This is a genomic window from Bilophila sp., from assembly GCF_057864385.1.
In genome coordinates this window covers 49,634-73,711 of record NZ_DBMAFI010000013.1, presented here as the reverse complement: position 1 = coordinate 73,711, position 24,078 = coordinate 49,634, and the positions used below count along the sequence as shown (strand labels likewise).

Here is a 24,078-nt window from a genome sequence, read left to right as displayed (position 1 = left end):
AATCCCCCCTCTTTTGTTTCCAGCCTGAAAGCGAAGATAATGTATTCCACAGAAAGAAAATCCGGCATCGCCGAAGAATAGGGCCATACGGCTCAGGAAGGAGCATCGGCCTTGCCTTTTCCTCAGGAATGACTATACTTCATCCTACGCGAATGGGGACTTCGTTGTACGGGGTTCCACGTCTGCCTATCCCTTTGGGGGCGCATTGGTTTCGACGGGGATGTTGAAGCCGAAGTGGCAGGCCGAGGCGCCGCTGGCCTCGTAAAAAGCGGCACAATAGTAATTGGCAACGATTACGAATACGCTTACGCTGCTTAATTAAGCGGCACACCGAACCGGCTCACGCCCGATAAGCCAGCAAGGTGTAAAACTATCGGGCTGGCGTGGCGTTGTGTTTGCCGGGCGACGCGCGAGACTTTACGGTAAACTGGCCGACGGACGCCCTGATTGGGGGCCAAGCCTGAGGCGAGATACGATACCCAACCTAAGCCTGTAGATGCTTCGCGTGAATCTTTCTCGGACGGGGGTTCGACTCCCCCCGCCTCCACCATCAACTCTTCCGGCAAAAGCCATTTGAATCCCGAAAGTCATGCTATTCAGCGGACTTTCGGGATTTCTCTTTCCAGCTTCATCCAGCCAGGGACGAAGCCCCAAAAAACCTTCAGTACCTTTTTCAGAAAGTCTCTGTCATAGTATGTGGTTGTTTCATCTCCACAGCACGGTGAAAATACAGTCTTTTTATCCGAATCTAGGGCTAAGGTATTTTGCTGGTCATTCCTTTGGAACGTTAAGAAAAAAGGCATCAACCATTTTCTAGGACACAGCCTTCAGAAAAAGGTGCTATATATTGGATGAAAGTATCCTCTTACGAGAGTTTAAAAATACAACAAAAACACACTCGTGGAGCTTATCATCAGAAACGCCAAGGGCGTGAAGGGAGAAGTGCAGGGAACTCGCTATAGAGCCGAGCTGAAAATGTGGATTTCCGTCAATCAGGCAGGCAACACGATGAAAAATAGGGTTTAGGCGATCATGTTGGGCGATATACGAACACCTATGGTAAACCGAAGAAACCATGCTCACAGTAGAAAGGGGCTGGTATGGGGGGTAACGAAAGCCTCCTACGGATACCCTTCGACCCCATCAACAGCCGCTTGGGGACGGGACAGCCCGCGCGAAAGCCCCGGCAGCTTGGACTGGCCGAGGCTTTCATCGTCTAAGGCAGAGGAGTTTATGTATTGGGATTCAGCGAATACTCGGTGACCCAAAAGAAAAACTCTTCTTTTTCTGCCATGAAATATGGCGCGGAAATTTTAAAGTCTGTGTCATAGAAAATGGTTGATGCTTTTCCCTTGAAGCTCAAAAGGAATAACCAACAAAGTGCCTTAGCCATATTCCGCCAATGGGAAAAACTGGATAAAAATCCGTATGTCCACCGCGTTATGAATATGAAACGAACAAGTACAGTAATAGAACCATTTTAAAAAGTATAAATCATAGACAACGTACATTTGAAATTATTCTTGTTCGCTTCGTAGCCCACACTGTTTTTCCAGAGGGCTTCATCCATATCCAGCCGAATATATCCCAGCTCCCAGTATAAGGAAAGGTTTTCGTAAATCTTGTATGACGAGTCCACATTGACCTCGACCGCATTATCCCCTGTAGTCAGATAAAGCATACTGTATACAGTGTCCTGTGGATTGGTGACGGCCTTTTCCCGAACCATTTGCGTATTATTGGTACCTTGATAGTACACTACCCGAACGGTATGCTTGAGATCTTCCAAAAAGGAAATATCGGAAAGCTGCGCCATGACCGCCCATGTGCCGGACAACCCGTACCCCATAGTCTGGGCCGCGCCGCCATAGTAGGTTCCGTCAAAGCCGTAGGAAGTCACATACACATCAGGATCAAGAGACGGCATGCGTTCCGATCCGTTCCACGGGTTGGCGTCGTCCCCGGAAGCATACCAAAACAACAGCCCCGGCGTGACGTTCTCCATCTTGTATTCAGCGAGAAAAGCCGCGTACCAGCCGGAGCGCTTCAGATTGAGCTTCCTTCCGTTTGCGGGTGCGGAACCGATATCCACACTGCCATAAGCCGCATCAAAAGCGAATCGGAAGGGATCCAGCACGGTCAGTTCGGAAGCGACGCCGCCAAACCACGCGTCCCCGTGGGCATCGTCAGACAGGGACACGACGGAGGGAGCAGCAAACTGGGGCAGCAGGCCCGCTACCGCCACTTCCAAATCGCCCGCGCTGCCATACAGGGCATCACGGCCGATGATACCGTACATCCCCCAAGGGATGACTTTCATTCCTTCAAACGATAGGGGGAGCGTGATGCCGATGAAATCCATCGCATCATGAGGAGCCCTTTTCCCGGTTTCCTCGGACGCGTTGTCGTTTCCCGGACGGATCCAGAACAATGTGCCTTCCACATTTTCAGAAAAGCGGTTGGAAATGGAGATGCCCGCCCCATCGCCATCAAGGATGGGCGATCCCGTGCCTGTAAACGTCGGGATCGTATACGGCTGAAGCCCCATGCGCACCCTCGCCTCGGTTTTTGGGACGCTCCAATCAACATAGCTCCAGCTTACCTTGACCTGCTTCCCGTCCGTACCAAGGGATGTGCCATCTTTGGCGACACCCCAGTTCTGATGTCCGACTTCAAGAAAAACCACGCCCTTGAGGGATTCTGAGACAACCGCTTCAATAGTGGTGCGCAGACGGCTGGCGGCTTTGAAGTTGTCATCGCCGTTTCCTTTGGCGAAATTGCGGTCAGCCCATGAAAGCCGGTGTTGGGATAGACCCTTGACTTTGAAATCCACGGCTTGCGCTGCCGTCCCGGTGCTCAGGATAAGCCCGGCGGCAAGAAAGAGTGCTAGTCGCTTCATGTTGCTTTCCTTACTGAGCGTTTCTCATGGCCTTGCCACGCCGATAAATAAGCAGGCTTACCATCGCGCCGATGAGGCTAATCGTTGCGAGGAAATAAAAGATGACCGTATAGCCTTCATTGCCGTAGACATCGAGCCAATGCCCGAACAAGGGTGAGAAAATGCCGTCGGGCAGGTAGCCGAGCAGACTGATCACGCTGACCGAGATGCCGGTGTACTGCGGCGGAATGCGGACTTCTTCCATACATGAGAACATGATAGTATATACCACCAGCCCAAAGAAGCTGAAGAGCATAGTGAGCAGGATAATCACCGTGCTGGAGGTGCCTGCGGGCAGGCGGAGCAACACGAACAGCATCCCTATGAGGACAAGGAAGCACAGCATAAGGATCTTGGCGGTGGAGCCTATCTTGTCTGAAATATAGCCGCTGAAGGGCCCGGTCAGAATACGGAGGCCGAAAGCCCGGATAGTGCCGAGTATGGCCCCGAAGGTAATGGATACGCCGAGTACGTTCGTCGTATAAGGCGTCATATAGGCGATGCCGATATACATGCCGTAGCCGCAGAAGATCAAAATGACCATCAGCCATACGGCGGGAAGCTTCATGACCGTAAGCGCGCTCTTGAAGGGATTCTCCTCCGGGACACTGACGTTTTGGTTGTATTCAGTCTTGTCGTCGACAAACATGGCCACGGCGATCAGCGCGAGCACCGCGATGACGGCCTGTCCGTACAGCATATAATGGAAGCCCTGAATCCGATCGTCGACACTGGAATAAAGTGCCGCCCCCGCAAAGCCTATAAGGGAAGAGAAGATGCCGGTAGCCCCATAAAAGGTACCGAACATGCGTCCCTGCTCCTCCTTGCTGCCCGTGTCACGGACGGCCTTGATGAGCGTCGGCCACTGGATCATGTTGGCGGAAACGGCGAGCAGCGCCCAGATGAGCAGTGCCATCGCATACGATGTATGTACGGCGAAAATCGTATTGAGGGCAGCCATCATCGCCAGCGAGGTGATCAAAAGCTTCTTCGGCGATCCGCGGTCGGCCAACACTCCGCCGGGTATGTACAACAGCATCCCCACGCCGGTGAAGATGGTCATAAGCAGGCCGAGCTCATTGTTGGTGGCCTGTGTAGCTTCACGGATGACATCGTAAAATTTAATATGCACATAAGGGAGCGCCATTGATGCGGAAAAGGTGATTCCCAGAGCCAACAGGCGCATATATTTGCTAATGTTCGTCATGACAGTCCTTTCGGCCGAGGCCGCCGTTAGAGGGTACCGTAGGCGGGCACATCCCCCACGATAGTGGCCGCTATTTCAATGTCCTTAAGGTGCATGGGATCGACAGCAAGCGGGTTTTCGTCGAGAACGACAAAATCCGCGAATTTACCCGGTTCGATGCTGCCTTTGACTCCCTCTTCAAAACCCTGCCGAGCGGCATTGATGGTGATGCCCTTGAGCGCTTCCAAAACAGGGACGCCCTGCTCGGCCTTGCCGAGATCCCGCCCCCCATAGCTGAGGCGGTTGACGGCTGACCAGACCAGAAGGAGGGGATCGATGGGAGTAACGAAGGTATCGTTATGGAGGGTAAAGGGAAGGCCGCATCGCAGGGCGTCACCCGCCGGGCTCATGCGTACGGCGCGCTCCGGCCCCATAAAGATGGCGTAATGCCGATCCCCCCAGAAATAGGTATGGGTAATGAAGAATGACGGTATCGCCCCAAGGCGGGACATGCGTTCAATCTGATCGGGCCGTGCCATCTGGCTATGGATGACGATGAACCGGGCATCGTCGCGAGGGAACTGGCGCTGCGCTTCTTCATAGGCGTCAAGGGCCGCATCAATGGCGGCGTCACCGTTGCAGTGAACCGCAATCTGGCGCCCATTGCCGTGCAAGTCGATGATACGCTGCCGAAGCCACTTCAAGTTGTTGGACGGATATCCCACATATCCGGGTTTGCCCTCCGGCGTCTTATAGTAAGGTTGGCTCAAAAAGCCTGTATATGCCTGAATGGAGCCGTCCGCCGACAGCTTTGTGGCACCCATGACGAGCTTGCCGTCCTCGTCCAACGGTGCGCCGGAAGGAACATTCGGAAATACGCGAGCATACTCTTCAAGGCTGATGTCCTGCCCGAGCGGGTAGAGGACAAGGCGCAGTTTGAGGGTGCCCCTTTTCAAGGCTTCGCCCATGAGCGGAAACCAGTCTGGATCAGCCACCCACCCCTCTTGTGCCGTAGTGCATCCCTTGGCAAGGTACATCTCGGAGCCCGCCGACAAGGCATCAAGAAACTGATCCTGATCCAGCGGAGGCACTGACGCCAGCACGGGGCAGTGGCTGGCCTCGATTACGCCGGTAGGCTCTCCTGAGGCGGAACGCCGGATTACCACATTCTCAGGATCAGGCGTGTCGCGCGTAATCCCTGCCAAGCGCAGCGCCGCTGAATTCGCGGCCGTGACCCAGCCAGAAATATGCTGGATGACGATGGGATGCTTGGTGCTGACGGCATCCAGATCGAACCTTGTCGGATGGCGCATTTCCTTGATCTGGGTGTCGTCATACCCCCAACCGACAATCCATTCCCCTTCGGGGGTTCTCCCCGCACGCTCGCCGAGCAGCCGGAGCATATCTTCAAGGGATTCCACAGGGCCGAGAGGCTTGCTGTTGATATTGACCCATGGAGTCCGGGCCGCGTTGTCGATGAAATGGCTGTGCGCATCAATGAAGCCGGGCAACATAGTCCTGCCGCGCAGATCGACGAAGCGGGATTCCGCACCACACAGCGCCTTCATGTCGGACAGGGTGCCCACACCGATGATGACGCCCCCAGCCACGGCCACGGCTTCAGCCTCAGGCTGTGCAGGATTCATCGTCAGGATGGTTCCATTGCCGTAAACCGTATCCGCAACCTGCGGAACCGCGCCTGTGCCTTCTCGTATTGCCATAACGATCCTCCTTGTGGGAAAGGGTACAGGGGAGTTCTGTCATGGAACCACTCTACGGACGGCAGTTCTCCCGGACAATCCGGCCTGCACCTTAGAAAAGAAGAATAAACACCGTATTGTTTCAGAAAAGATTTCGGCTTATTGAAAAAGGAACCGACGGAGGTGCCCCATGTCCGTATCCATTGTCATCGCGGAGGATCACGCCCTGTTCCGCAGCGGCCTGAAACAGCTTCTTCTGTTGGGGGAGGGGCTGGAAGTCACCGGTGAAGCCGGAGACGGTTTTGAGGCCGTGGACGTGACTGCGGCCTGCCGCCCGGATCTGTTGCTGCTCGATCTGTCCATGCCGGGCAGGGACGGCCTGGAGGTCATCGGGCATGTCCGCAAAGAGTGCCCCGACACCCGCATCCTCATCATTTCCATGCACGCCACTTCCATGCACATCCGCGCGGCTTTCAAGGCTGGCGCGCACGGCTATCTCCTCAAGACGGCAGACCGCCAAGAATTCCTCTTTGCCATCCAGTCCGTGCTCCGGGGCAACCGGTATGTCAGCACGGAACTGACCGGCACCATGATCGACTGGTGCGTAGGAGAACAAACGGAAGAGACAGCCTCCCCGTTGGAGCAGCTCACCCAGCGGGAACGCGAGATCCTCAAGCTCGTGGCCGAAGGCTGCTCCAATAAGGAAATCGCCGCCCGTCTGAGCGTCGCCGAGAAAACGGTGGTCACCCACAGGACGAATTTCATGCGCAAGCTGGGACTGCGCAATGTCCGTGAAATCACGATGTTCGCTTTGGAATGCGGCCTTATCGATATGAAAAGGCGGTGAACGATGCGCAGGATGCTCTGGACGCTGTACTGCGCCGCATTCCTCTGGGCGTTTTCCTGCCCCGCCTCCGCCGCCGGCATAAAGGAAATCGTCGTCGCCCTCGAATCCACGCCCCCCCATTTCAATCCCGCGCTGTTGTCGGGGAGTACGGTAGCGACCGTGGGAGTCCAGCTCTACGCCGGCCTGACAAGGGTGGACGCGGCGGGAAACGCCGTACCATACCTCGCGAAATCATGGGAAACCAGCCCGGATGGACTCAGCGTCCGTTTCGAGCTAAGGGAAAACGCATTCTTTCATGATGGCCACCCCATCACGTCGGACGACGTAGCCTACTCCATCCTTATGAGCCGCGAGTACCACCCTTTCCGGCCAATGCTCGAATCCGTGACACGTGTGGATACGCCGTCCCCGCACACCGTCATAGTCCGGCTCTCCCGCCCGTTTCCCCTGCTGCCGAAAGTGCTCGTGCCGGCGCTGGTGCCCATCCTCCCTCGGCACGTATTCGATGACAGGCACCCTTTCCCCACACATCCCGCCAACAGGGAAGCCGTCGGATCAGGCCCCTTCATGCTGGAATCCTTCACCCCGGATCGCTCCATCCGCCTCGTTCGGAACCCTCTCTTCTTTCTTCCGGACAGGCCGGTTGCGGACAGGCTGACGTTCCGCATTTTCTGGGATCAAGGGGAAATCCCTCTCGCCCTTGCCTCAGGAGAGGTGGACATATACCTCTTCGCCTCGTGCATCCAGCTGCGGCGCTTCCTCGACGACTACAAATTCGTGCCGGTCACCGTCCTGCCGTTGGGCAACCTCCATCCGTACACTGTACTTTCCTACAACCTTCGTCAAAAGCCTTTCTCCGATCACAAGGTACGGCGGGCCTTCGCCCTCGCCATCGACAGAAATTTCCTTGCGGATCGCCTCCTGCACGGCATGGTGAAGCCTTTGTCAGGCCCCTTCCCTCCGGGGGCGCCTTTCCACACGCCGATCCCCGCGCCGCACGATATTGCGGAAGCCAACCGCCTGCTCGACGAAGCAGGCTACCCACGCGGCAAAGATGGTAAGCGTTTCTCCATTATTGTGGATTATTCGCCGGACTCCCCCCTGCCCCGTGAGCTTCTGCGCCTGCTGCGGTACGAACTCGCCACACGGCTGGGCATCGAAGTCCGCACACGGGACTCGGAAAGCGTTTCCGACTGGATGCGCCATGTCGTGACCGGAGATTATCAGGTGGTGCTGGATGAATTATTCGCTTGGTATGATCCGGTGATTGGGATTCACCGCCTCTACAGCAAGAACAACAGTGGGCGGGGGATCGTATGGACGAATTCCGGGGGATACGCCAACGACACGGTTGAAGTCCTGATGCAACAGGCCAGTGAAGAGGCCACCCCATACAGGCGGCAAGCCTTATACGATCGGCTGCAACGCGAACTGGTGGAAGACAATGCCCTGCTGTGGCTGACGACCAGCCCATACGCGCTGGTTGCGCAGCCGTCCCTGCGCCATCTGGAACAGCTTGGGCTCGGGCTCATGTCCCCTCTCGATGGGATCGAAAAAGTGCCTTCCCTTTTTCAGGGAGGAAATCCATGAACCTGTTCCGCCACCCGCTGGGCCTTGCCAGCATGGCCAGCCTTCCCCTGCTCCTGTTTGCGACGGCGTTCGTACTGCTGGCTGGCGTGCTTCTGTTCGCCTTCCGCGACATCAACGCCATGCTGGAGCAGGCCGCCGAACAAAAAATCCCCGTCCTGACCCAAACGACCGCGCTTGTCCGTGAATGCGAATGGCTCCGCGGCATGATGTTCCGCCTGATGCAGACGGACAGCGAGCTGGTGCGCGAGGCCATCATCATTACCCTGAAGGAACGTATTGATGACGCGGAGGGAATGGCGTCCCGGCTGGAAGCCATCGGGCTGTATGAAGATAAGGTGGAGAGCTTGAAGGAACAGCTTTCGTCGCTTGGCGGGATTGCCGACGACGTGAACACGCTGATTACCAGATGGATCACATTGCGGGAACAGCGCCAGAATCAGGTCAAGAGCCTGCGCTCGCTTTCGGAGGAGCTCATCGCACTGGACGTTTCCGGGGTAGAGCCGCTGGAAGCGTGGAAGCAGGGAGCCTACAGAATCCTCTCGCTGCTTCTCGTGTTGAGCACGGATCTAGACGTCCCCTATGGCCTGCGTGTGACCTCCGAGATGTACGAATGGGTACGCAGCATCCGGGCCGATCTGTCACGTGTCCCGCCTTCCCCACATACCTCTGGGATGGTGGAAACAGCCAACCGCCTGTATGACAAACTCATCCTGTGCGCACAAGGGGAAAACGGCATTATCCCGTCATTCAAGCGCCAGCATGTCGTCTCGCAGCAATTCGCCGCCTTGACCATCCGTATGGATGCACTGTCCGAATCCATCATGATCGTAGCGGGGCAGCTTATGGCACAGGCCAAAACCGACGCCGAGCACGCACGAGACGACTTTTCCAAGCGGGTGTCGGGGCTTTCAGGGCTCCTGTACGGTTTCGTCGTGCTGGTGCTGGCGGTAATCGCGGCGACGTACCTTTACCTCGCACGGAACGTCATCCGGCCCGTCATTCGCCTCAACAACTGTATGCGGCTGCGGACACAAGGGTTTTCCGCCCATATCCCATATGGAGGGGCATGGGAAATCCGCGAGATGGCCCGCTCCGTATTCTATTTCGTGCATGAAATAGAACGCAGAGAACACGAACTGCGAGAATCCCACGCGGGGCTGGAAGAACAGGTCGCGGCCAGGACGGCAGAGCTGAAACGCCTGTCCAACCGTTTGCTTCAGGCGCAAGAGGAGGAACGTTTCAAGCTGGCGGCGGAACTGCACGACGACATTGGGGCGACAATGGGCGTAATCAAATTCGGTATCGAGCGGGCACTGTTGATGCTGGACAGGCCGGACGCCATCAGGGTGCAGGAACCGCTTACCGAGGCCGTCGATCTGGTCAAGGGGCTGGCCCGCCAGCTCCGGCGCATCCAAAATGAACTGCGCCCGGCCCATATCGATGTAGGCCTGCTTACTTCTCTGGAATGGTTCTGCAAAGACTATCAGGGAGCATATTCACACTTGCGGCTGGAACTCGCCGCCGATGTGGACGAAAACGACATTCCCACGGCGCTGCGTATCGTACTTTTCCGGGTCATTCAGGAAAGCCTGAACAATATTGCCAAACACAGCAGGGCAACATCCGCCAAGATCCGTCTGCAAAAACAAGGGAACACACTGAAAGTCAGCGTTACGGACAACGGCGTAGGCTTCGACATGACGACGGCTATGGGAATGCAGAAAACGGGGCGCGGCCTAAAAAGTATGCGAGAACGGGTGGAGTTAAGCGGAGGGACATTTATACTACGGAGCAAGCCCAATAAGGGCACCCAACTTACTGCCTATTGGGAAAGTTAACGAGAGGATCCGGCCAGCGGAATCGGTTCAGTTCGGCTCCCACCCCTACGGGGAGGCCCGCAAGCTGACGGCGCATCTCAGGCACCATGCGGACGACAACGTCCTTGGAAACCCCGCGCATGGAAGCGGCTCAGGGATCTCCCCCCTGCCCGCTTCCATGTCCGTCAAACTACCCGATACAACGCCGGGCAATTCCACGCAAGGCCGCCCCTTGTTCCCTCTCCAGCCATGACAAGCAGGGAAAACCGACGCACAGCCCCACGCCCCCTACTCCCTTCCCGGCCCGCTCAAATCCTGTCTGGATCGATCTCTGTACAAAAGCACCTTTTAGCTAAACAAAAATTCATTTATATAAATATATTATAGGAACAACCCAAGACATTCCTATCATACCATCCGGGGCATAACGTCAGTTCCGGGTCCTCCCAAGGCCACAGGGTAACCTACCTTTAATGGGCACCGACACGATCTTACACAGGCTGGCAAGCCCCCATGCGAAACCGTACACCTTAGCCTCGTAGCCCTCACAACACGCCGCAACAAAGCCTTCCCGCGTCATGGAACGGCATCCCGTCACACCAACAATGCCAAAAACCACGCCCACAGGTAGGCCCCTCCGCTGTCCAATCCGATGGTCACGCTTCTTGAGGAACAGATGACCAGCGACTCTGCTTAAGATACACCAGACTTCTAGGCCGCCTACACGGCGGATAACAATCTGCTCGGCGGAGAGGTGGAAGTCAGCAACTTCTAAGCCGCCTACACGGCGGATAACCAGATCGGGACAGACGGATTTTTTGTCCCTGTCTTCTAAGCCGCCTACACGGCGGATAACGCCACGCTGCACCGCAGGGTGCTCCGGGATCACTTCTAAGCCGCCTACACGGCGGATAACGAAAAGAATCATTTCTGCCCATTCCATCCACACTTCTAAGCCGCCTACACGGCGGATAACTTTACACTGTCGCATAAACAAGCGTCGTGTTTCTTCTAAGCCGCCTACACGGCGGATAACCTTGAGCGGTGCGTCCCGCGCATCAGGGTCAACTTCTAAGCCGCCTACACGGCGGATAACACGCCGTCATGCGTCAGCTCGCCGGGGAGATGCTTCTAAGCCGCCTACACGGCGGATAACATCCAACCTGTAGGAATTTGAGCTCTTTTTCTCTTCTAAGCCGCCTACACGGCGGATAACGCGCTGTGAGTAACCGTACCGCCGCGCTCATCCTTCTAAGCCGCCTACACGGCGGATAACACTGCTTATTTGCACTTTTTATCTCGCCATGCCTTCTAAGCCGCCTACACGGCGGATAACTTTCGCTGCGCAAATCCACACCGAGAGTTGGTCTTCTAAGCCGCCTACACGGCGGATAACCTATTGCAGAGGTTAACAGAGACGGCGCGGACCTTCTAAGCCGCCTACACGGCGGATAACTCTTCCCGCGAGCCGTCCGCAACGCACCGCATCTTCTAAGCCGCCTACACGGCGGATAACCGACGGCCTGCATTCCTCCCTCGGTTGCGGTGCTTCTAAGCCGCCTACACGGCGGATAACCAGAGTTCTGAAAGACAACATCCTTATCTTTCAAAGGATTGCATCTTGAGGCTCTCCAATAACTTCGTTTTTTCCGCCTCTTTTTAACTACTTTATTCCAAAAGATTTTTCCGAACAATATTTTTATGAAGCCAAAAGGAAGCATCAAAAAAGACAACACGCTGTTATCCGTACCATATTACCATATTGCGTCCATCTATATAAACGGGTATCTTTTTCCTATGCACGTCATTTTTATCTCCGCATGCCAGAAACGGGCCATCCGCCGCAGCCGCGCCATACTGGACAGTTACGCCTTGCGTGCCGGGGAGCACTGCTGGATGTCGCCCATGACGACCGAAGGGCTGCAGGAAGTGCGCGCAGCTTTGGCCCGGAGCGCCACACGGCAGACCTCCGTGGCCTGTTACCAGAACGACGGACGCCGCCGCATGAAATTGCTCTGGATAGTAGGGGCGCGGGGACGTTTTGGGCCTGAAGGCCATTTTCCGGTGGGGCATCGCCGGGTTGCCGCCCCCATAAGCGTATCCGAATGGGTTCGCCATGCCGGATTAGCGGCACGTTTAGCGGGCTTGCTGCATGACTTGGGCAAATACTCCCTGAAATTCCAGAAAAAACTGCGGGGGAAAGCCGACTTGGCTGATGCCGTCCGGCATGAATGGATTTCACTCAAGTTATGGCAGGCGGTGCGATCCGGCATGGGTTGGAAGGCGGCATGGGCGGACGTGTATGAAAAACGTCTCGACATGCTCATAGGAGAACGGAGAATTTGCAACGCTTCGCGCTATGGGCTTGCTTCGGCACAGGAATGCGTGGATGCGCTTGTTTCCACGCATCATGGCCTGTTCTCCTCGCGTCTGCCTTGCCCGGAAGGCAGGCTTGTACGGGAAAGCCCGCCCTGCCCGCCCGATGACGCGCTTTTCACCCCGTGGTCTGAGCCTGAAGACTCCTTTTGGGAGATCGCGCGACGGCTGGACGAACGCCTTTCTTCTGCGACCACCGGCATGGCAGGTGAAGCGTGGCTTCCATACTGGAGAGCCGTTTTCCTGTATGCCCGCGCAGCTCTTGTCTTTGCGGATCACACGGTATCGGCGCTGGAGTGCCCGCCAAGCAAAGAGACTTCCTCCGCCTTTGCCAACACGCATGTCTCACCCGACGGACGCCGTTTGAACCAGCGCCTTGCCGACCATTTGTCCCACGTTTCGGAAAAAGCGGCGGATCTGGTCTGGCGCATGGCGAACCTTGCGGAGCGCCCCGAAGCCTCCCTGACGGGCCTACAGCCCTGCTCACTGGAGGCCGTCTTACGCCCGGCGGCACCGGAAAGCCGCTTCGCATGGCAAAATACGGCGGCTGATGCGTTGGCCGAGGCACGGGAAAGATACCCCGCAAGCGGCGTCCTTGTGTTCAACATGGCGGGAACCGGCAGCGGCAAGACGCGCATGAACGTGCGCGCGGCCTGCGTGCTCTCCCGCAGCGCCGCTCCCCGGCTTTCCATCGCCTTAAACCTGCGCAGCCTTACATTGCAAACGGGGCAGGCCCTACAGTCCCAACTTGGCCTTTCCGACAGCGATCTCGCTACGGTCATCGGCGATGACGTGACGCGGGCGCTTTTCAATGCCTCCAACCTCAAAGAGAAAGAAAACATTGCCGCCCCATGGGCAGACGATGACGGCAACCCTACGGAGCCGGAAGCGCTGACCTCCGGCGGAAACTGGCCGTTGCCCGCATGGCTGGAATCCTTCTTTCCCAAGCCGCAGGAACGGCGCATCGTCGGCGCCCCTCTGCTGGTTTCCACCATCGACTACCTGATCGCCGCCGGAGAACCGCACCGGCAGGGACACCACGTCAAAGCCCTGCTGCGCCTCATGAGTGCCGATCTTGTCCTCGACGAAATCGATTCCTATGAACCTGAATCCCTTGTCGCCGTATTGCGCCTTGTCCAATGGAGTGCGTTTTTCGGGCGCAGCGTCATCTGTTCTTCAGCCACATTGTCCCACCCCGTAGCGCAGGCCGTGGAAGCGGCTTATGCTTCCGGCGCGGAAATGGCGCGCGCATTGCGGCGTGGCAAAAATGGCTGCGTTGACGGGGAAAATCCCCCTTCCGAGGCAAGGCCGCTGTATGTGCTGGCGTTCATTGATGACGCGCTGCCGCCGTCCATAAAAGCCGTGCCCCATGCGCCGGGGAAAAACCGGGAGGAAAAGACCGCGGATTTGCTTGCACTGTACGACAGCCGGGTATCCGCACAATTGGAGGCCATAGCCGCCCTACCCGCATACCGTTGCGCCGAACTGCTCCCAATGGCTGAGGAAAGCGTCAGCGCATGGATGCATGCCGTAACGGCGGGAGTCCAAAAGCTGCATGCCCGCCACGCCCTGACGGATGCCCGCTCCGGTGTGGCATACTCCTTCGGCTTGGTACGCGTGGCGAACATTGCAACAGCCGTGGACGTGGCGCGGCATCTGGCGAAGGAACTGCCACAGGCGCGCGTTGCCTGCTATCATGCGAACGACTGGCGCATCGCCCGTTTCTACAAGGAAAAAAGGCTGGACTTTTTGCTTTCCCGTGCCCAAGGCGACGAGCATATTGCAGCCGACCGCGAGATCCGTGCCTTTCTGGATGAAGCCGCGCGCGAAGGGCGCCCGGATGTGCCTTTCATCGTGGTCGCCACGCCGGTGGAAGAAGTGGGGCGGGATCACGACTTCGATTGGGCTGTGCTGGACGTATCCAGCGCCCAGTCGCTGGTACAGGCCGCAGGCAGGGTCAACCGTCACCGCCTGCGCCTTTATGGGGATATGCCCAACATTGCCGTGCCGCAGTTCAACTGGCGGCATTGCCGCAACAGCGACAGAGGCGAACCCAACGCCCCCGCGTTCTGTTGGCCCGGCTATGAAGGGGAAGGCCGGGAACGGTATACGATTCATGATCTGGCCCAAATCCTGCCGTGGCGCGAGGGACGCTTGACCATAACGGCGGACACGCGCCTTGGCGGGGATTGCCGTCTTGCCAAACGCGACGACAAGGCTATCGCCAAGCGGCTGTTTCCGTATTTCGGGCCAAAGAGCGGCGACTACTCTTTTGTTGCGGAGCGTTCGCCGGCCGCCCTGCTTTCCGAATGGGTTTACGACGCGACGCCGCTGCGTAATCGTACGGGAAAGACGGAAATGTGGCGCTTGGGGAGCGATGCCGACCGCCTTGGGGATGTCTACGAAACTTTTGTGTATCAAGGGGAACGGCGCGGCACGGGCGGCCAGTGGGTGGAGCGCGACGAACGCTCCTTCCGGGAAATCGATGCCCTGCCCAATGCGTGGCTGTGGCTGGATGCCGAAACCATGCGCGCCCAATGTGGGGCCGTCGGAGTGGACGAAGCGCGGGCGCTCTCCGCTGAACTGACTTCATACAGCGATACGGACAGATGGGAATATGACAAGGGATTCGGCATCGTCCGCCGCCCGGCAGCGGAATGACAAGGAGAGAAGGAATGGATGAACCGAACATGGAGGCGGACGGCGTACAACAGCAACGCCAAGCCAAGAAAGAAAAACCGTGGAAAGCCTATCCACCGGAAACCTATCGCGACACAATCGCGGAACTTGTTCATTTCAGCTCAAAAACGGTCAACTCCAATGCGGCCCTCGTAGGGGTTCGCCTCACTGCGGATGATGTACTGGACGCCCCTTATGTCTCGGCGCGCACGCTGATGGCAAGGAATGTATCCCTTTCGCTGGATTACGGCAAAGGCGGTGCGGCGGTGGCGGGCATCTGCAAACAGGTAAACGCCGTAGTACGCAACAATTCGTTTGCGGAAGCCGCATCCCCCGAAGAACGTGCGGCTATTGAACATGCCATGACCGAGGCCTGTTCCTCGGCTTTCAGCGTCGGCGTTGGGCATGTGGATCACCGTTTACGGCAAATACTGATCCCAAAAGAAGGGGCTGAAGGCGGGTATGTGTCCATGACGCCCATAACCGCGGGCGGTGTATGCGAACTGTTGTTTGAAAAGGACCATGGGCTTGTGTCCTGCCATAATGCCGCATACGAAAAGGAAAAAAAGTCTGTCGGAAACCCCGAAAACAAGGAAGAAAAGCCTGCCGCCCCCCCCGAAAACGATGAAGGGGCGGGAAACGGCCCCAGCATAAAGATGCGCAAGCTGCGGCAGGCGCAGTTCGGCATCGGCGGCTCCAACCCTCAGAATGTCGGTGGGCTTGTGCGGGCCATGCAGCGTCCGCTCTTTGTGGATGCGCCACGCAGCGCGGATGATTTGAGAACCGCCTTCTCCCTCTATTACAAGGGGATTTCCCTCGATTTTTCCTCGCCCGGCCCCTTGCGGCAAGCCCTGTTCGCCTACGTGGATTTTCGGCGGCGGCATGAGCTGGACAACGAGGAACCGTCCTCCATGACCAAACGAACTGACTTGAAAAGGCGAGACAAAGAAGAGAACCTCATAAAGGACATCGCCGACATTGTCCTACAGCGGGCTGATGAGGCTCGGGAGATGCTGCGGGACTATGCCGGTATGCTCCCCCAAGAACAGAATCCCGAAACAGGAACCGAGGCATTGGTCTCGCCGGAGTTGAAGCCGGTCGCGATGCGCGGCTTGCTTGATCCCGCCTTACGCGACGGTACATGGCCCCGCAACATGGCATGGCTGGTGATCGACGGCATGGGACGGGCCTCCCGCGCCAACGGAAACCGGATGCTGGTTCTGGACGTGACGGCGACCGCGGCGGTTGCGGGGCTTTTGGAGGAGGCGTTTCGATGAACTACCTTGTCTTTCCCCGCGTGCGGGTTCAGGCCGCCAACATGCTTTCCGCATCCTTCCTCATGGGCGGGCCGCCGGTCTTCGCCGCCTACGGCCTCGGAGAGGCGCTCTGCTTCCATCTGGGCGGAGGGGCTAAAGTGATGGGGATGGCCCTGATCCACCATAACCGTGAGGCGTTGGGGCAATCTTTTTATGGCGTCTTTTCGCCGCAACAGCGACGGGCCGCCGCGTTTACATTCGGCAAGTCAGCCAACGGCAGCGACTATTCCTCAAAGAACCCGCACGCCCTTTCCTTGCAGCCCGTGGCCTGCGCCCATCTGCGCGTGAGCATCATCTGGGAGCTGGAACAGGTGGCGGGCGTAATGGAAGCCCGTGAATTCCTGCACCGGGCGCGCCTGTCCGGCGGGCTCGTGACGGGGCATGGCGAAATCGTGCTTGAAGACTCTTTGACGTCCGCCTTTGCTCGCGTCGGGAACGGGTATGCCGTTATGGACAGGCGGGATCTACTCGAAAATAAAAATAATAAAAATAAAAATCAGGCAAATCTTTTGGTTGAAGCGCTGGGAATGCAGCCTGCGGCTGAAGGAAACGACACATGGCTGTCCGCAGCCTGCCTCGGCTACGCGGCGATCACGCCGTTCGAGCACCGCGGCGGGGTGCGCTGCGGCTATACGCATGCCTTTGCAGAGCCTCTGGTGGGCATGGTGCAATACCGTTCCCTGCGCCAGCGGCGGAAGGAAGCGGATGCGAAAAAAAACCTCCAGTCCCCCGCATGGGAGGAAGAAACCCTCTGGCGCCCCGTATGGCTGGATGATCGGCGGGGCGCATTCGTGCTGCGGCAAGAACAAACGGAACCTGAGGAGATGTAAGGAGATACTGGCATGGCAAAAAAATGAACAAGCTTCCGGGCGTACTGTCGTTTCAGCGCTGCCTTCTGGTGACAGACGGCCTCTTTTACAACGAATTGGGCAACGGGAACCTGAGCCCGCTGTGGGTGGTGAGGCACGGCATCCGCGGGACGCAGAACATCAATAAGTCAAGCAAAGAAGGGCAGGCGGCTTCCGCCAGCGCCAAGCGGGAGGAAGTATCCAACATCCAGACCACGGACAGCGCCAAGCTCGACGCCAATGCGTCGGCCCTGCAAGTGCGTTTCAACCTGCGTGGCATGGACGTGGGAAAAGCGCTGTTCGCCTGCGCCCCCGGACAGAATGACTCCATGGGCGAGCTGAACGCCTTCAAGAAGGATCTGGCGGAGTTCGTCGGCCGGGCCAAGGACAGTGACGCGCTGGTTCATCTGGCCTGCCGCTATGTGCGCAACATCGCCAACGGACGTTTTTTGTGGCGCAACCGCACTGTGGCAAGTTCCGCCGCCGTTGACGTGCTCTTGCCAGACGGCACGAAGAAAACGTTCGATGCGCTGGCTACCCCCTTCAACCATTTTGAAGAGATAAGCGGTGACGAGCGTGCTGTGGCCGAAGTGCTGGCACGCGGCTGGAAAGGCGACCCGGCAACGGAATTGCGGGTGACGGCCCATGTCGATCCGGGAGTCGGTGGGGCCGTTGAAGTCTTCCCTTCGCAAAACTACCTCGAAAATAAAGCTCGCGGTTTTGCCCGTCCCCTGTATTGCGTGGGAGGCGCACCGGACGGACAGGATCAGCACAGCGTACGCGTCATGGGACAGGCGGCCTTGCGTGACCAGAAGATCGGCAATGCCCTGCGAACCATCGATACATGGTATCCGGCCTATAAAGAGCGCGGTGTGCCGCTGCCCGTGGAGCCCAACGGCGCAAGCCTCGATGCGCAGGAATTTTTCCGCAACAAGGGCGAAGCTTCCGGCTTCAAGCTGATGCTCCGCGTGGGCGAGCTGGATCCCATGACGCCCGATGGGTTGTTCCTGCTGGCCTGCATCATCCGCGGCGGCGTCTTTTCGGGGAGTGAATGATCATGAGGCCCCAATGGTATTGCGATGCCATGCCGCTGACTCTAGGAGGCGATACGGGCATAAGCGGGCCGATGCTGCGGAGCCGCATGCTGGGCCTGCTGCACGGCGTATTTGCCAAACGCCCCGGGACGTTTGCCGTAGCATTCCCCGGAAGGGAGCAATTGCCCACATTGCCTCTCCCCTTGACGGGGACTCTGCGCGTGTTCGCTTCCTCCCGCGAAGATCTGGACGGGCTGGCGAAAAACGTGATTTCGCAGCCGTGGTTCCGGGATTATGCGCGATTGTCTTATCCACGGGCCGTCCCCGATGATTTTTGCGGGGATTGGGTGCGTTTCGTCAGGTACAGAGTGCCCTCGCTAGCCTCGGATCGTCATGAGGGAGAAGAGCACGGACTGTTGAGGAAACGGCGCATGGAAACCGCCCGCAAGGCCCAAATGACGTACTTCATATTGCGCAGCGCAAGAACGGGACAGCGTTTTTCACTGGTGGTAAATCGCGAACAAGGAGAACCACAAAGCGGGGAATGCGCACCCAACGGTTATGGCTTTTGCGTGACCAGCAGCCCCTTTAGCCTGCCGGAGTTGCCGTGGGCATAAAAAGGCAAACCAACCCCAGACCGCTTCAGCTCTCCAAACGGGCCAACGTCTTTTATCTCGAACATGCCCGCGTGGTGCAACAGGATGACCGTATCGTCTACCTGACGCAGGACGGGGGTGAGTTCGAGCAGATGTTCAACATTCCCGAACGGAACACGGCGTTCCTGTTGCTGGGCAAAGGCACTTCCATTACGGACGCCGCCATGCGCCGTATGGCGGCATCCAACGTAATGGTGGGCTTTTGCGGAACGGGAGGTTCACCGTTGTTCAGTGTATGCGACATCGCTTTTATGACGCCGCAAAGCGAATACCGCCCAACTGAATATATGCAGGCATGGGCGGAAATGTGGTTTGACCCGGCGCTCCGACTGGAGAAAGCCCGCAACTTTCTCAGGCGGCGCGCGCAGATGACGGCGGAGTGCTGGCGGGAAAACAGCTACCTGCAAAAACTGGGAATAGCCCTGCCCGATGCCGTACTGGAACGTTTCCATTCGGATCTGGAACAGGCCAAGGATGTTCAGGAGCTTTTGCTGGCGGAGGCACGCTGGGCTAAACGTTTATATGCGGATCTGGCACGAGGACATGGATTTTCTTTCGTTCGCGAAGAAGGGGCGCGGCGTTCAACCTCAAAAGCTGATGTCTGCAACGGCTTTCTGGATCATGGCAATTATATCGCATATGGGTATGCCGCTGTGGTGCTTTGCGGTCTTGGGATCAGCTTCGCCATGCCCATCCTGCACGGGAAGACGCGAAGGGGCGCGCTGGTATTTGACCTCGCAGACGTGGTCAAGGATGGTTATGTCATGCCGCTGGCTTTTGAGTGCGCCAAGGAAGGAGAAACGCAAAAAGACTTTCGGCAACGCCTTATCGAGCACTGCCAAGAAAAAGAAGTTTTAGACTTTCTTTTTGACTTCATGAAAGGCTTGTGTGTAAAAAATGTATGATATAAATATGTTGTATTCAGCTTACCAAAACGAAACCTTCTAACGGATTTGAAATCCAACATACTGAAAAATAAATATATTGGTTTTACAATCTCCAGTTATCCGCCGCGTAGGCGGTTTAGAAGTATCTCTGCGCCGACTGGCGCGCCGATCCCGAGTTATCCGCCGCGTAGGCGGTTTAGAAGTGAACCCGGCGCGAAAGGAGCGAACATGAAAAGTTATCCGCCGCGTAGGCGGTTTAGAAGGTCAGCGTCACCGCAGATATGCCGCATGACGGGTTATCCGCCGCGTAGGCGGTTTAGAAGAAGTGGACGACGGGATGCTGGAAACGGTTCTGGTTATCCGCCGCGTAGGCGGTTTAGAAGCTGGCCGACGAGGGCGGCGTCATCATCGGCCGTTATCCGCCGCGTAGGCGGTTTAGAAGAGAATATGCGGAGGCGGTGAAGCACCACATACGTTATCCGCCGCGTAGGCGGTTTAGAAGTTCCGGCGCGCCTCCAACGGCGCGGAGTTCCGGGTTATCCGCCGCGTAGGCGGTTTAGAAGAACGTGCTTTCGCTCGGCAATGCCATGACCAAGTTATCCGCCGCGTAGGCGGTTTAGAAGCAAAGGGGGACGTATGAAGGATATGGGGAGGGGTTATCTGCCGCGTAGGCGGTTTAGAAGTGATAGATACCCTCAGCGGTTTCCGGGTTGAAGTTATCCGCCGCGTAGGCGGTTTAGAAGGCCCGGATATTTCTTCACCGCCGTCTGCACGGGTTATCCGCCGCGTAGGCGGTTTAGAAGCCAGACACAGTGATCGCGCTGTGCGACCGTATGTTATCCGCCGCGTAGGCGGTTTAGAAGTTACGCGGTTTCTCCGCGCCGCTGGCTTTTGCGTTATCCGCCGCGTAGGCGGTTTAGAAGACGAGTGCCCGGTGGCTCTCGGAGAGAACTACATTATCCGCTGCGTAGGCGGTTTAGAAGCATGTGGCCGAAGAAATGCGGCTTTACAGCTACGTTATCCGCCGTGTAGGCGGGTAAAAAAACGACCAAAAATGGAGTACTCGGCGGTTATATTACTCATAGATTTTCCCCATACGGCATGTTCCGGGATATGATTTCGTCGTACCGCTTATATCCTTCCCCGATATATACACCTACGCACGGCCGAAGCCCGGCATCTGGTGGATCGCGGTGGGGGAACGCATCACGGACTCCATCGTACGCCAAGCCATGCCCAAGGACGACGGCAGTATGGTGAGTCCTAAACGAGGGCATTTCTTCCTCGCGCACTGGAGCAAGTCGGATGTGTACGCCTACATCCGGCATCATCGACTGAAGGGTTTTCCACACACGGGGCAGCTCTCAACCACACTCTCACCCAGCCCAACACTATGAATCTTCCCCCACAAGCGTGGGAGGGGACTGGACTCGTAAACTCCTGTAAGTCGGGCTGGCTGTTTCCCCCTAACACATATGGGTTAGTTCTCGAAGCGGCATTAACGTCACTGTGGCAGATGTGACAGAAATGGGCATTTCACCATGCGCACCCATCCGAGGCATACTTCGCCAATACACAATAATACGGCAATATTTCCATACTTGTAGATACTGCCGGGCGTTTTGCCGAGTTGGGCTTCCGACGAGACAATATGGAGATAAGGTATGCACGGGAAGACTGTTCTGAGGGAAGAAGTCGGCAAGATCATCAGAAAAGTAGTATAGATTCCACCAGTTCAGCTCAGTCGGGCCACAGAATGCCTGTACTCGGTGCGGAATTAGATGAACTGCCAAGCCTGGACACCCATCAATGAGCTGCTGAATCTGGACGCCCTGCAACTTGAACGTATCAAGGATACGCTTCACGCCTACCAGATGGAAAACGCTGCAACATGAAAAGAGGATAATGGAAACCTTCAAAGGGGAGGGGCAACGGGCAAGCATCAATTCCATTTCCCCAGCATCGCCGTGACGCCTTCCATTGATGCATTCAACGCCCCATGCGAAAACTTCTATAGAATGTTTGCCAAAGACTCCTTTATACTATGCAGTTGTTTCATCACCACAGCGTGGTGAAAATACAGCTTTTTTCTCCAGTTTTTCCCTTGTTGGAACCTATGGCTAAGGCCTTTTACTGGTTATTCCTTTGAAATTTCAAGAAAAAACATCAACCATTCTCTATGACATAGCCTTGCCAAACACTCGGCAGGACATCCTAGAATGGCGGATGAAATCGTCAATGCAGCGGAGTTGCTTATGAGCTGGGCGCGTTCATCTCATTACCGGAGCGGGCTTTCTGCTCGACAGCGACGCTAGGTCGTGTCGTCAATCAGATAGGCTCTGTTATAGTTTATGGTTGTTTTATCTCAGCAATATAGTGAAAATACTTTCTTTTTCTTATATTTTCCCCTTGGCTGGAGCCACGGATAAGGCATTTTGCCGGTTATCCCTTTGGAGCTTCAGGGAAAAGAGCATCAACCATTTTCTATAACACAGCCATCAGATATAATATGTTAAAATTAATTTAACTATTTTTTCAAATCATGAAGATTATTTTAAGCAATTTCAAATAGTTATATAAAAAACAACGACACGGCCTAGGGTGCCCATTCCTATGCTCCGCTGAGGTTCGAAGCCTAATCAGGACGACATATCTTCCCACCCCAAACAGCGAATAGGGATTCAATAAGGTCAAAAGTCTTTGAAAGAGGAGGGATGGGGGGTCGGGGGAAGGGAGGGGAAAACTTTCTACAGAAAGTTTTCCCCTCCCTTCCCCCGCTTGCCTTATCCCCTACCCTTTCAATTACAACGCCAAACCGCGATCCATGCGGGCGAGCGTCTCATCTTTGCCGATGGCAAGCATGAATTCCGGCAAGCTAGGGCCGCCGATCACGCCGGTGATTGCCACACGCACAGGCTGCGCGACCATCTTGAACTTCACGCCGAGGCTTTCCACATACGAATGGATCACATGCTCAATGCTTTCCTTGTCAAAGGAAGGAAGCGCGGCAAGCTGATCACGGATAACCTTCACGTGCTCCTTGCCTTCGTCCGTCATCCACTTGGCAACGCCCGCCTCGTCGTAAGGCAGATCGGCGGACTTGCAGAGCAATTGGGCGAGGCCGTCGGCAAGCTCGATAAGATTCTTTGCCCGTTCGCGGTACAAGGGAAGCAGCGGCTCAACGGATGCTTCCGTCGCGTCCGTGAAGCCTTTCTGATGGATAAAAGGCAGAACCAGACGGGCCAGCTCGTCAAGCGGCGTCTCACGCAGGTAATGGGCATTAAACCACAGGAGCTTGTCGGGATCGAAAGCGGAAGCGGAGCTGTTCAGATTCTTCCCGTCGAAAAGCTCAATGAGTTCCTGCATGGAGAACAGCTCCTGATCGCCGTGCGACCAGCCAAGGCGGACAAGGCAGTTGACCAGCGCGTGCGGCAGAAGGCCGTCATTCTGGTATTCCACCACGGAACGGGCCCCGTGACGCTTGGAAAGCTTCTGGCGATCCTTGCCGAGGATCATGGGCACATGGCCGAACACGGGCAGTTCCCAACCAAGCGCCTGATAGATGAGGATCTGCTTCGGCGTGTTGGAAACATGGTCGTCGCCGCGGATAACGTGGGTGATCCCCATATCGTGGTCATCCACCACCACCGCCATGTTGTAGGTAGGCATCCCATCACTGCGGCGCAGAATCATGTCGTCGAGCTCGGAAACATCCGTGGCGATATGCCCTTTCACCATATCGTCGAACACAACGCGGCCTTCGGTAGGGATCTTCAGGCGGACGACACGTCCGGGCGCGGCGTCAAGATGGCGGTCGCGGCACCGGCCATCATAGCGCGGCTTTTCACCCTTGGCACGGGCGGCCTCACGCATGGCCTCCACTTCTTCGGGCGTGCAGGAGCACCAGTAGGCATGGCCGCTTTCAAGCATCTTGTCGATGACCTCATTGTAGCGGGCCGTGCGCTGCGTCTGATAGGTCAGCTCGCCATCCCAATCCAGCCCCAGCCAACGCATGGAAGCCAGAATCGCGTCCGTATATTCCTGCTTCGAGCGCTCGGTGTCCGTATCCTCAATACGCAGGCGGAATTCGCCGCCGTAGTGACGGGCAAGAAGCCAGCAGAACAACGCGGTGCGGGCGCCGCCGATATGCAGATGCCCGGTCGGGCTCGGCGCGAACCGGGTGATGATTTTAGACATGAAAAAC

General features: G+C 56.7%; 13 protein-coding genes, 1 other RNA gene and 2 CRISPR repeat arrays. Of the genes, 10 read left to right on the top strand and 4 right to left on the bottom strand.

Translation table 11 applies throughout. From position 1 onward, the window contains the following. Positions 1-196 precede the first annotated feature (196 nt). Positions 197-550, top strand: a transfer-messenger RNA (tmRNA) gene (ssrA, locus tag ACZM8Y_RS06190). Between the two features lie 930 nt (positions 551-1,480). Here ssrA and ACZM8Y_RS06185 read toward each other — a convergent pair. From ACZM8Y_RS06185 to ACZM8Y_RS06175, 3 genes are read right to left on the bottom strand one after another with little or no spacing between them, the layout of a single operon-like run. After that, the gene (locus tag ACZM8Y_RS06185) at positions 1,481-2,899 is read right to left on the bottom strand and encodes an outer membrane homotrimeric porin (protein WP_482333483.1); all 1,419 of its coding nucleotides are present in this window, start codon (positions 2,897-2,899) and stop codon (positions 1,481-1,483) included. A gap of 10 nt (positions 2,900-2,909) precedes the next feature. Beyond that, positions 2,910-4,145 (bottom strand): MFS transporter, encoded by a 1,236-nt coding sequence (locus ACZM8Y_RS06180; RefSeq protein ID WP_479859090.1) that lies wholly within the window; start codon positions 4,143-4,145, stop codon positions 2,910-2,912. A 26-nt stretch (positions 4,146-4,171) separates the two neighbouring features. Beyond that, on the bottom strand, positions 4,172-5,845 hold the full coding sequence (locus ACZM8Y_RS06175) for an amidohydrolase (protein ID WP_482333481.1): 1,674 nt from the start codon (positions 5,843-5,845) through the stop codon (positions 4,172-4,174). A 169-nt stretch (positions 5,846-6,014) separates the two neighbouring features. On the opposite strand from ACZM8Y_RS06175, the gene ACZM8Y_RS06170 reads away from it, so the two are divergent. The 9 genes from ACZM8Y_RS06170 (at position 6,015) to cas1f (ending at position 19,892) form a co-directional block, all read left to right on the top strand. Then, complete coding sequence (locus ACZM8Y_RS06170; protein ID WP_482333479.1) at positions 6,015-6,671, top strand: response regulator; 657 nt, start codon at positions 6,015-6,017, stop codon at positions 6,669-6,671. Positions 6,672-6,674: 3 nt separating this feature from the next. Further along, entirely contained in the window at positions 6,675-8,261 is a 1,587-nt protein-coding gene (locus tag ACZM8Y_RS06165) for an ABC transporter substrate-binding protein (protein WP_479859088.1), read from the top strand. Further along, entirely contained in the window at positions 8,258-10,099 is a 1,842-nt protein-coding gene (locus ACZM8Y_RS06160; RefSeq protein ID WP_479859087.1) for an ATP-binding protein, read from the top strand. Before ACZM8Y_RS06165 ends, ACZM8Y_RS06160 begins: the two co-directional genes overlap by 4 nt. 687 nt (positions 10,100-10,786) lie before the next feature. Next, positions 10,787-11,654: a CRISPR direct-repeat array (repeat unit 28 nt; unit sequence CTTCTAAGCCGCCTACACGGCGGATAAC). A 221-nt stretch (positions 11,655-11,875) separates the two neighbouring features. Next, positions 11,876-15,115 (top strand): type I-F CRISPR-associated helicase Cas3f, encoded by a 3,240-nt coding sequence (cas3f, locus tag ACZM8Y_RS06155; protein ID WP_482333217.1) that lies wholly within the window; start codon positions 11,876-11,878, stop codon positions 15,113-15,115. Positions 15,116-15,129: 14 nt separating this feature from the next. Continuing rightward, entirely contained in the window at positions 15,130-16,410 is a 1,281-nt protein-coding gene (locus ACZM8Y_RS06150) for a hypothetical protein (protein WP_482333214.1), read from the top strand. Further along, a complete protein-coding gene (locus tag ACZM8Y_RS06145; RefSeq protein WP_482333212.1) occupies positions 16,407-17,279 on the top strand; it encodes a type I-F CRISPR-associated protein Csy2 in 873 nt (290 codons plus the stop codon). Before ACZM8Y_RS06150 ends, ACZM8Y_RS06145 begins: the two co-directional genes overlap by 4 nt. Positions 17,280-17,302: 23 nt before the next feature. After that, complete coding sequence (csy3, locus tag ACZM8Y_RS06140; RefSeq protein ID WP_482333210.1) at positions 17,303-18,352, top strand: type I-F CRISPR-associated protein Csy3; 1,050 nt, start codon at positions 17,303-17,305, stop codon at positions 18,350-18,352. Then, positions 18,349-18,948 carry a type I-F CRISPR-associated endoribonuclease Cas6/Csy4 gene (cas6f, locus tag ACZM8Y_RS06135; RefSeq protein ID WP_482333208.1) on the top strand — a complete coding sequence of 200 codons (600 nt, stop codon included), beginning with the start codon at positions 18,349-18,351 and terminating at the stop codon, positions 18,946-18,948. The genes csy3 and cas6f overlap by 4 nt, the downstream gene beginning before the upstream one ends. Beyond that, positions 18,939-19,892, top strand: coding sequence for a type I-F CRISPR-associated endonuclease Cas1f (gene cas1f / locus ACZM8Y_RS06130; RefSeq protein WP_337432347.1), 954 nt, complete (start codon positions 18,939-18,941; stop codon positions 19,890-19,892). Before cas6f ends, cas1f begins: the two co-directional genes overlap by 10 nt. A 97-nt stretch (positions 19,893-19,989) precedes the next feature. Beyond that, positions 19,990-20,918: direct repeats of the CRISPR family, unit length 28 nt; unit sequence GTTATCCGCCGCGTAGGCGGTTTAGAAG. Between the two features lie 1,758 nt (positions 20,919-22,676). On the opposite strand, the gene gltX is transcribed toward cas1f, so the two are convergent. Continuing rightward, a complete protein-coding gene (gene gltX / locus ACZM8Y_RS06125; RefSeq protein WP_302552636.1) occupies positions 22,677-24,071 on the bottom strand; it encodes a glutamate--tRNA ligase in 1,395 nt (464 codons plus the stop codon). Between the last annotated feature and the right edge of the window lie 7 nt (positions 24,072-24,078).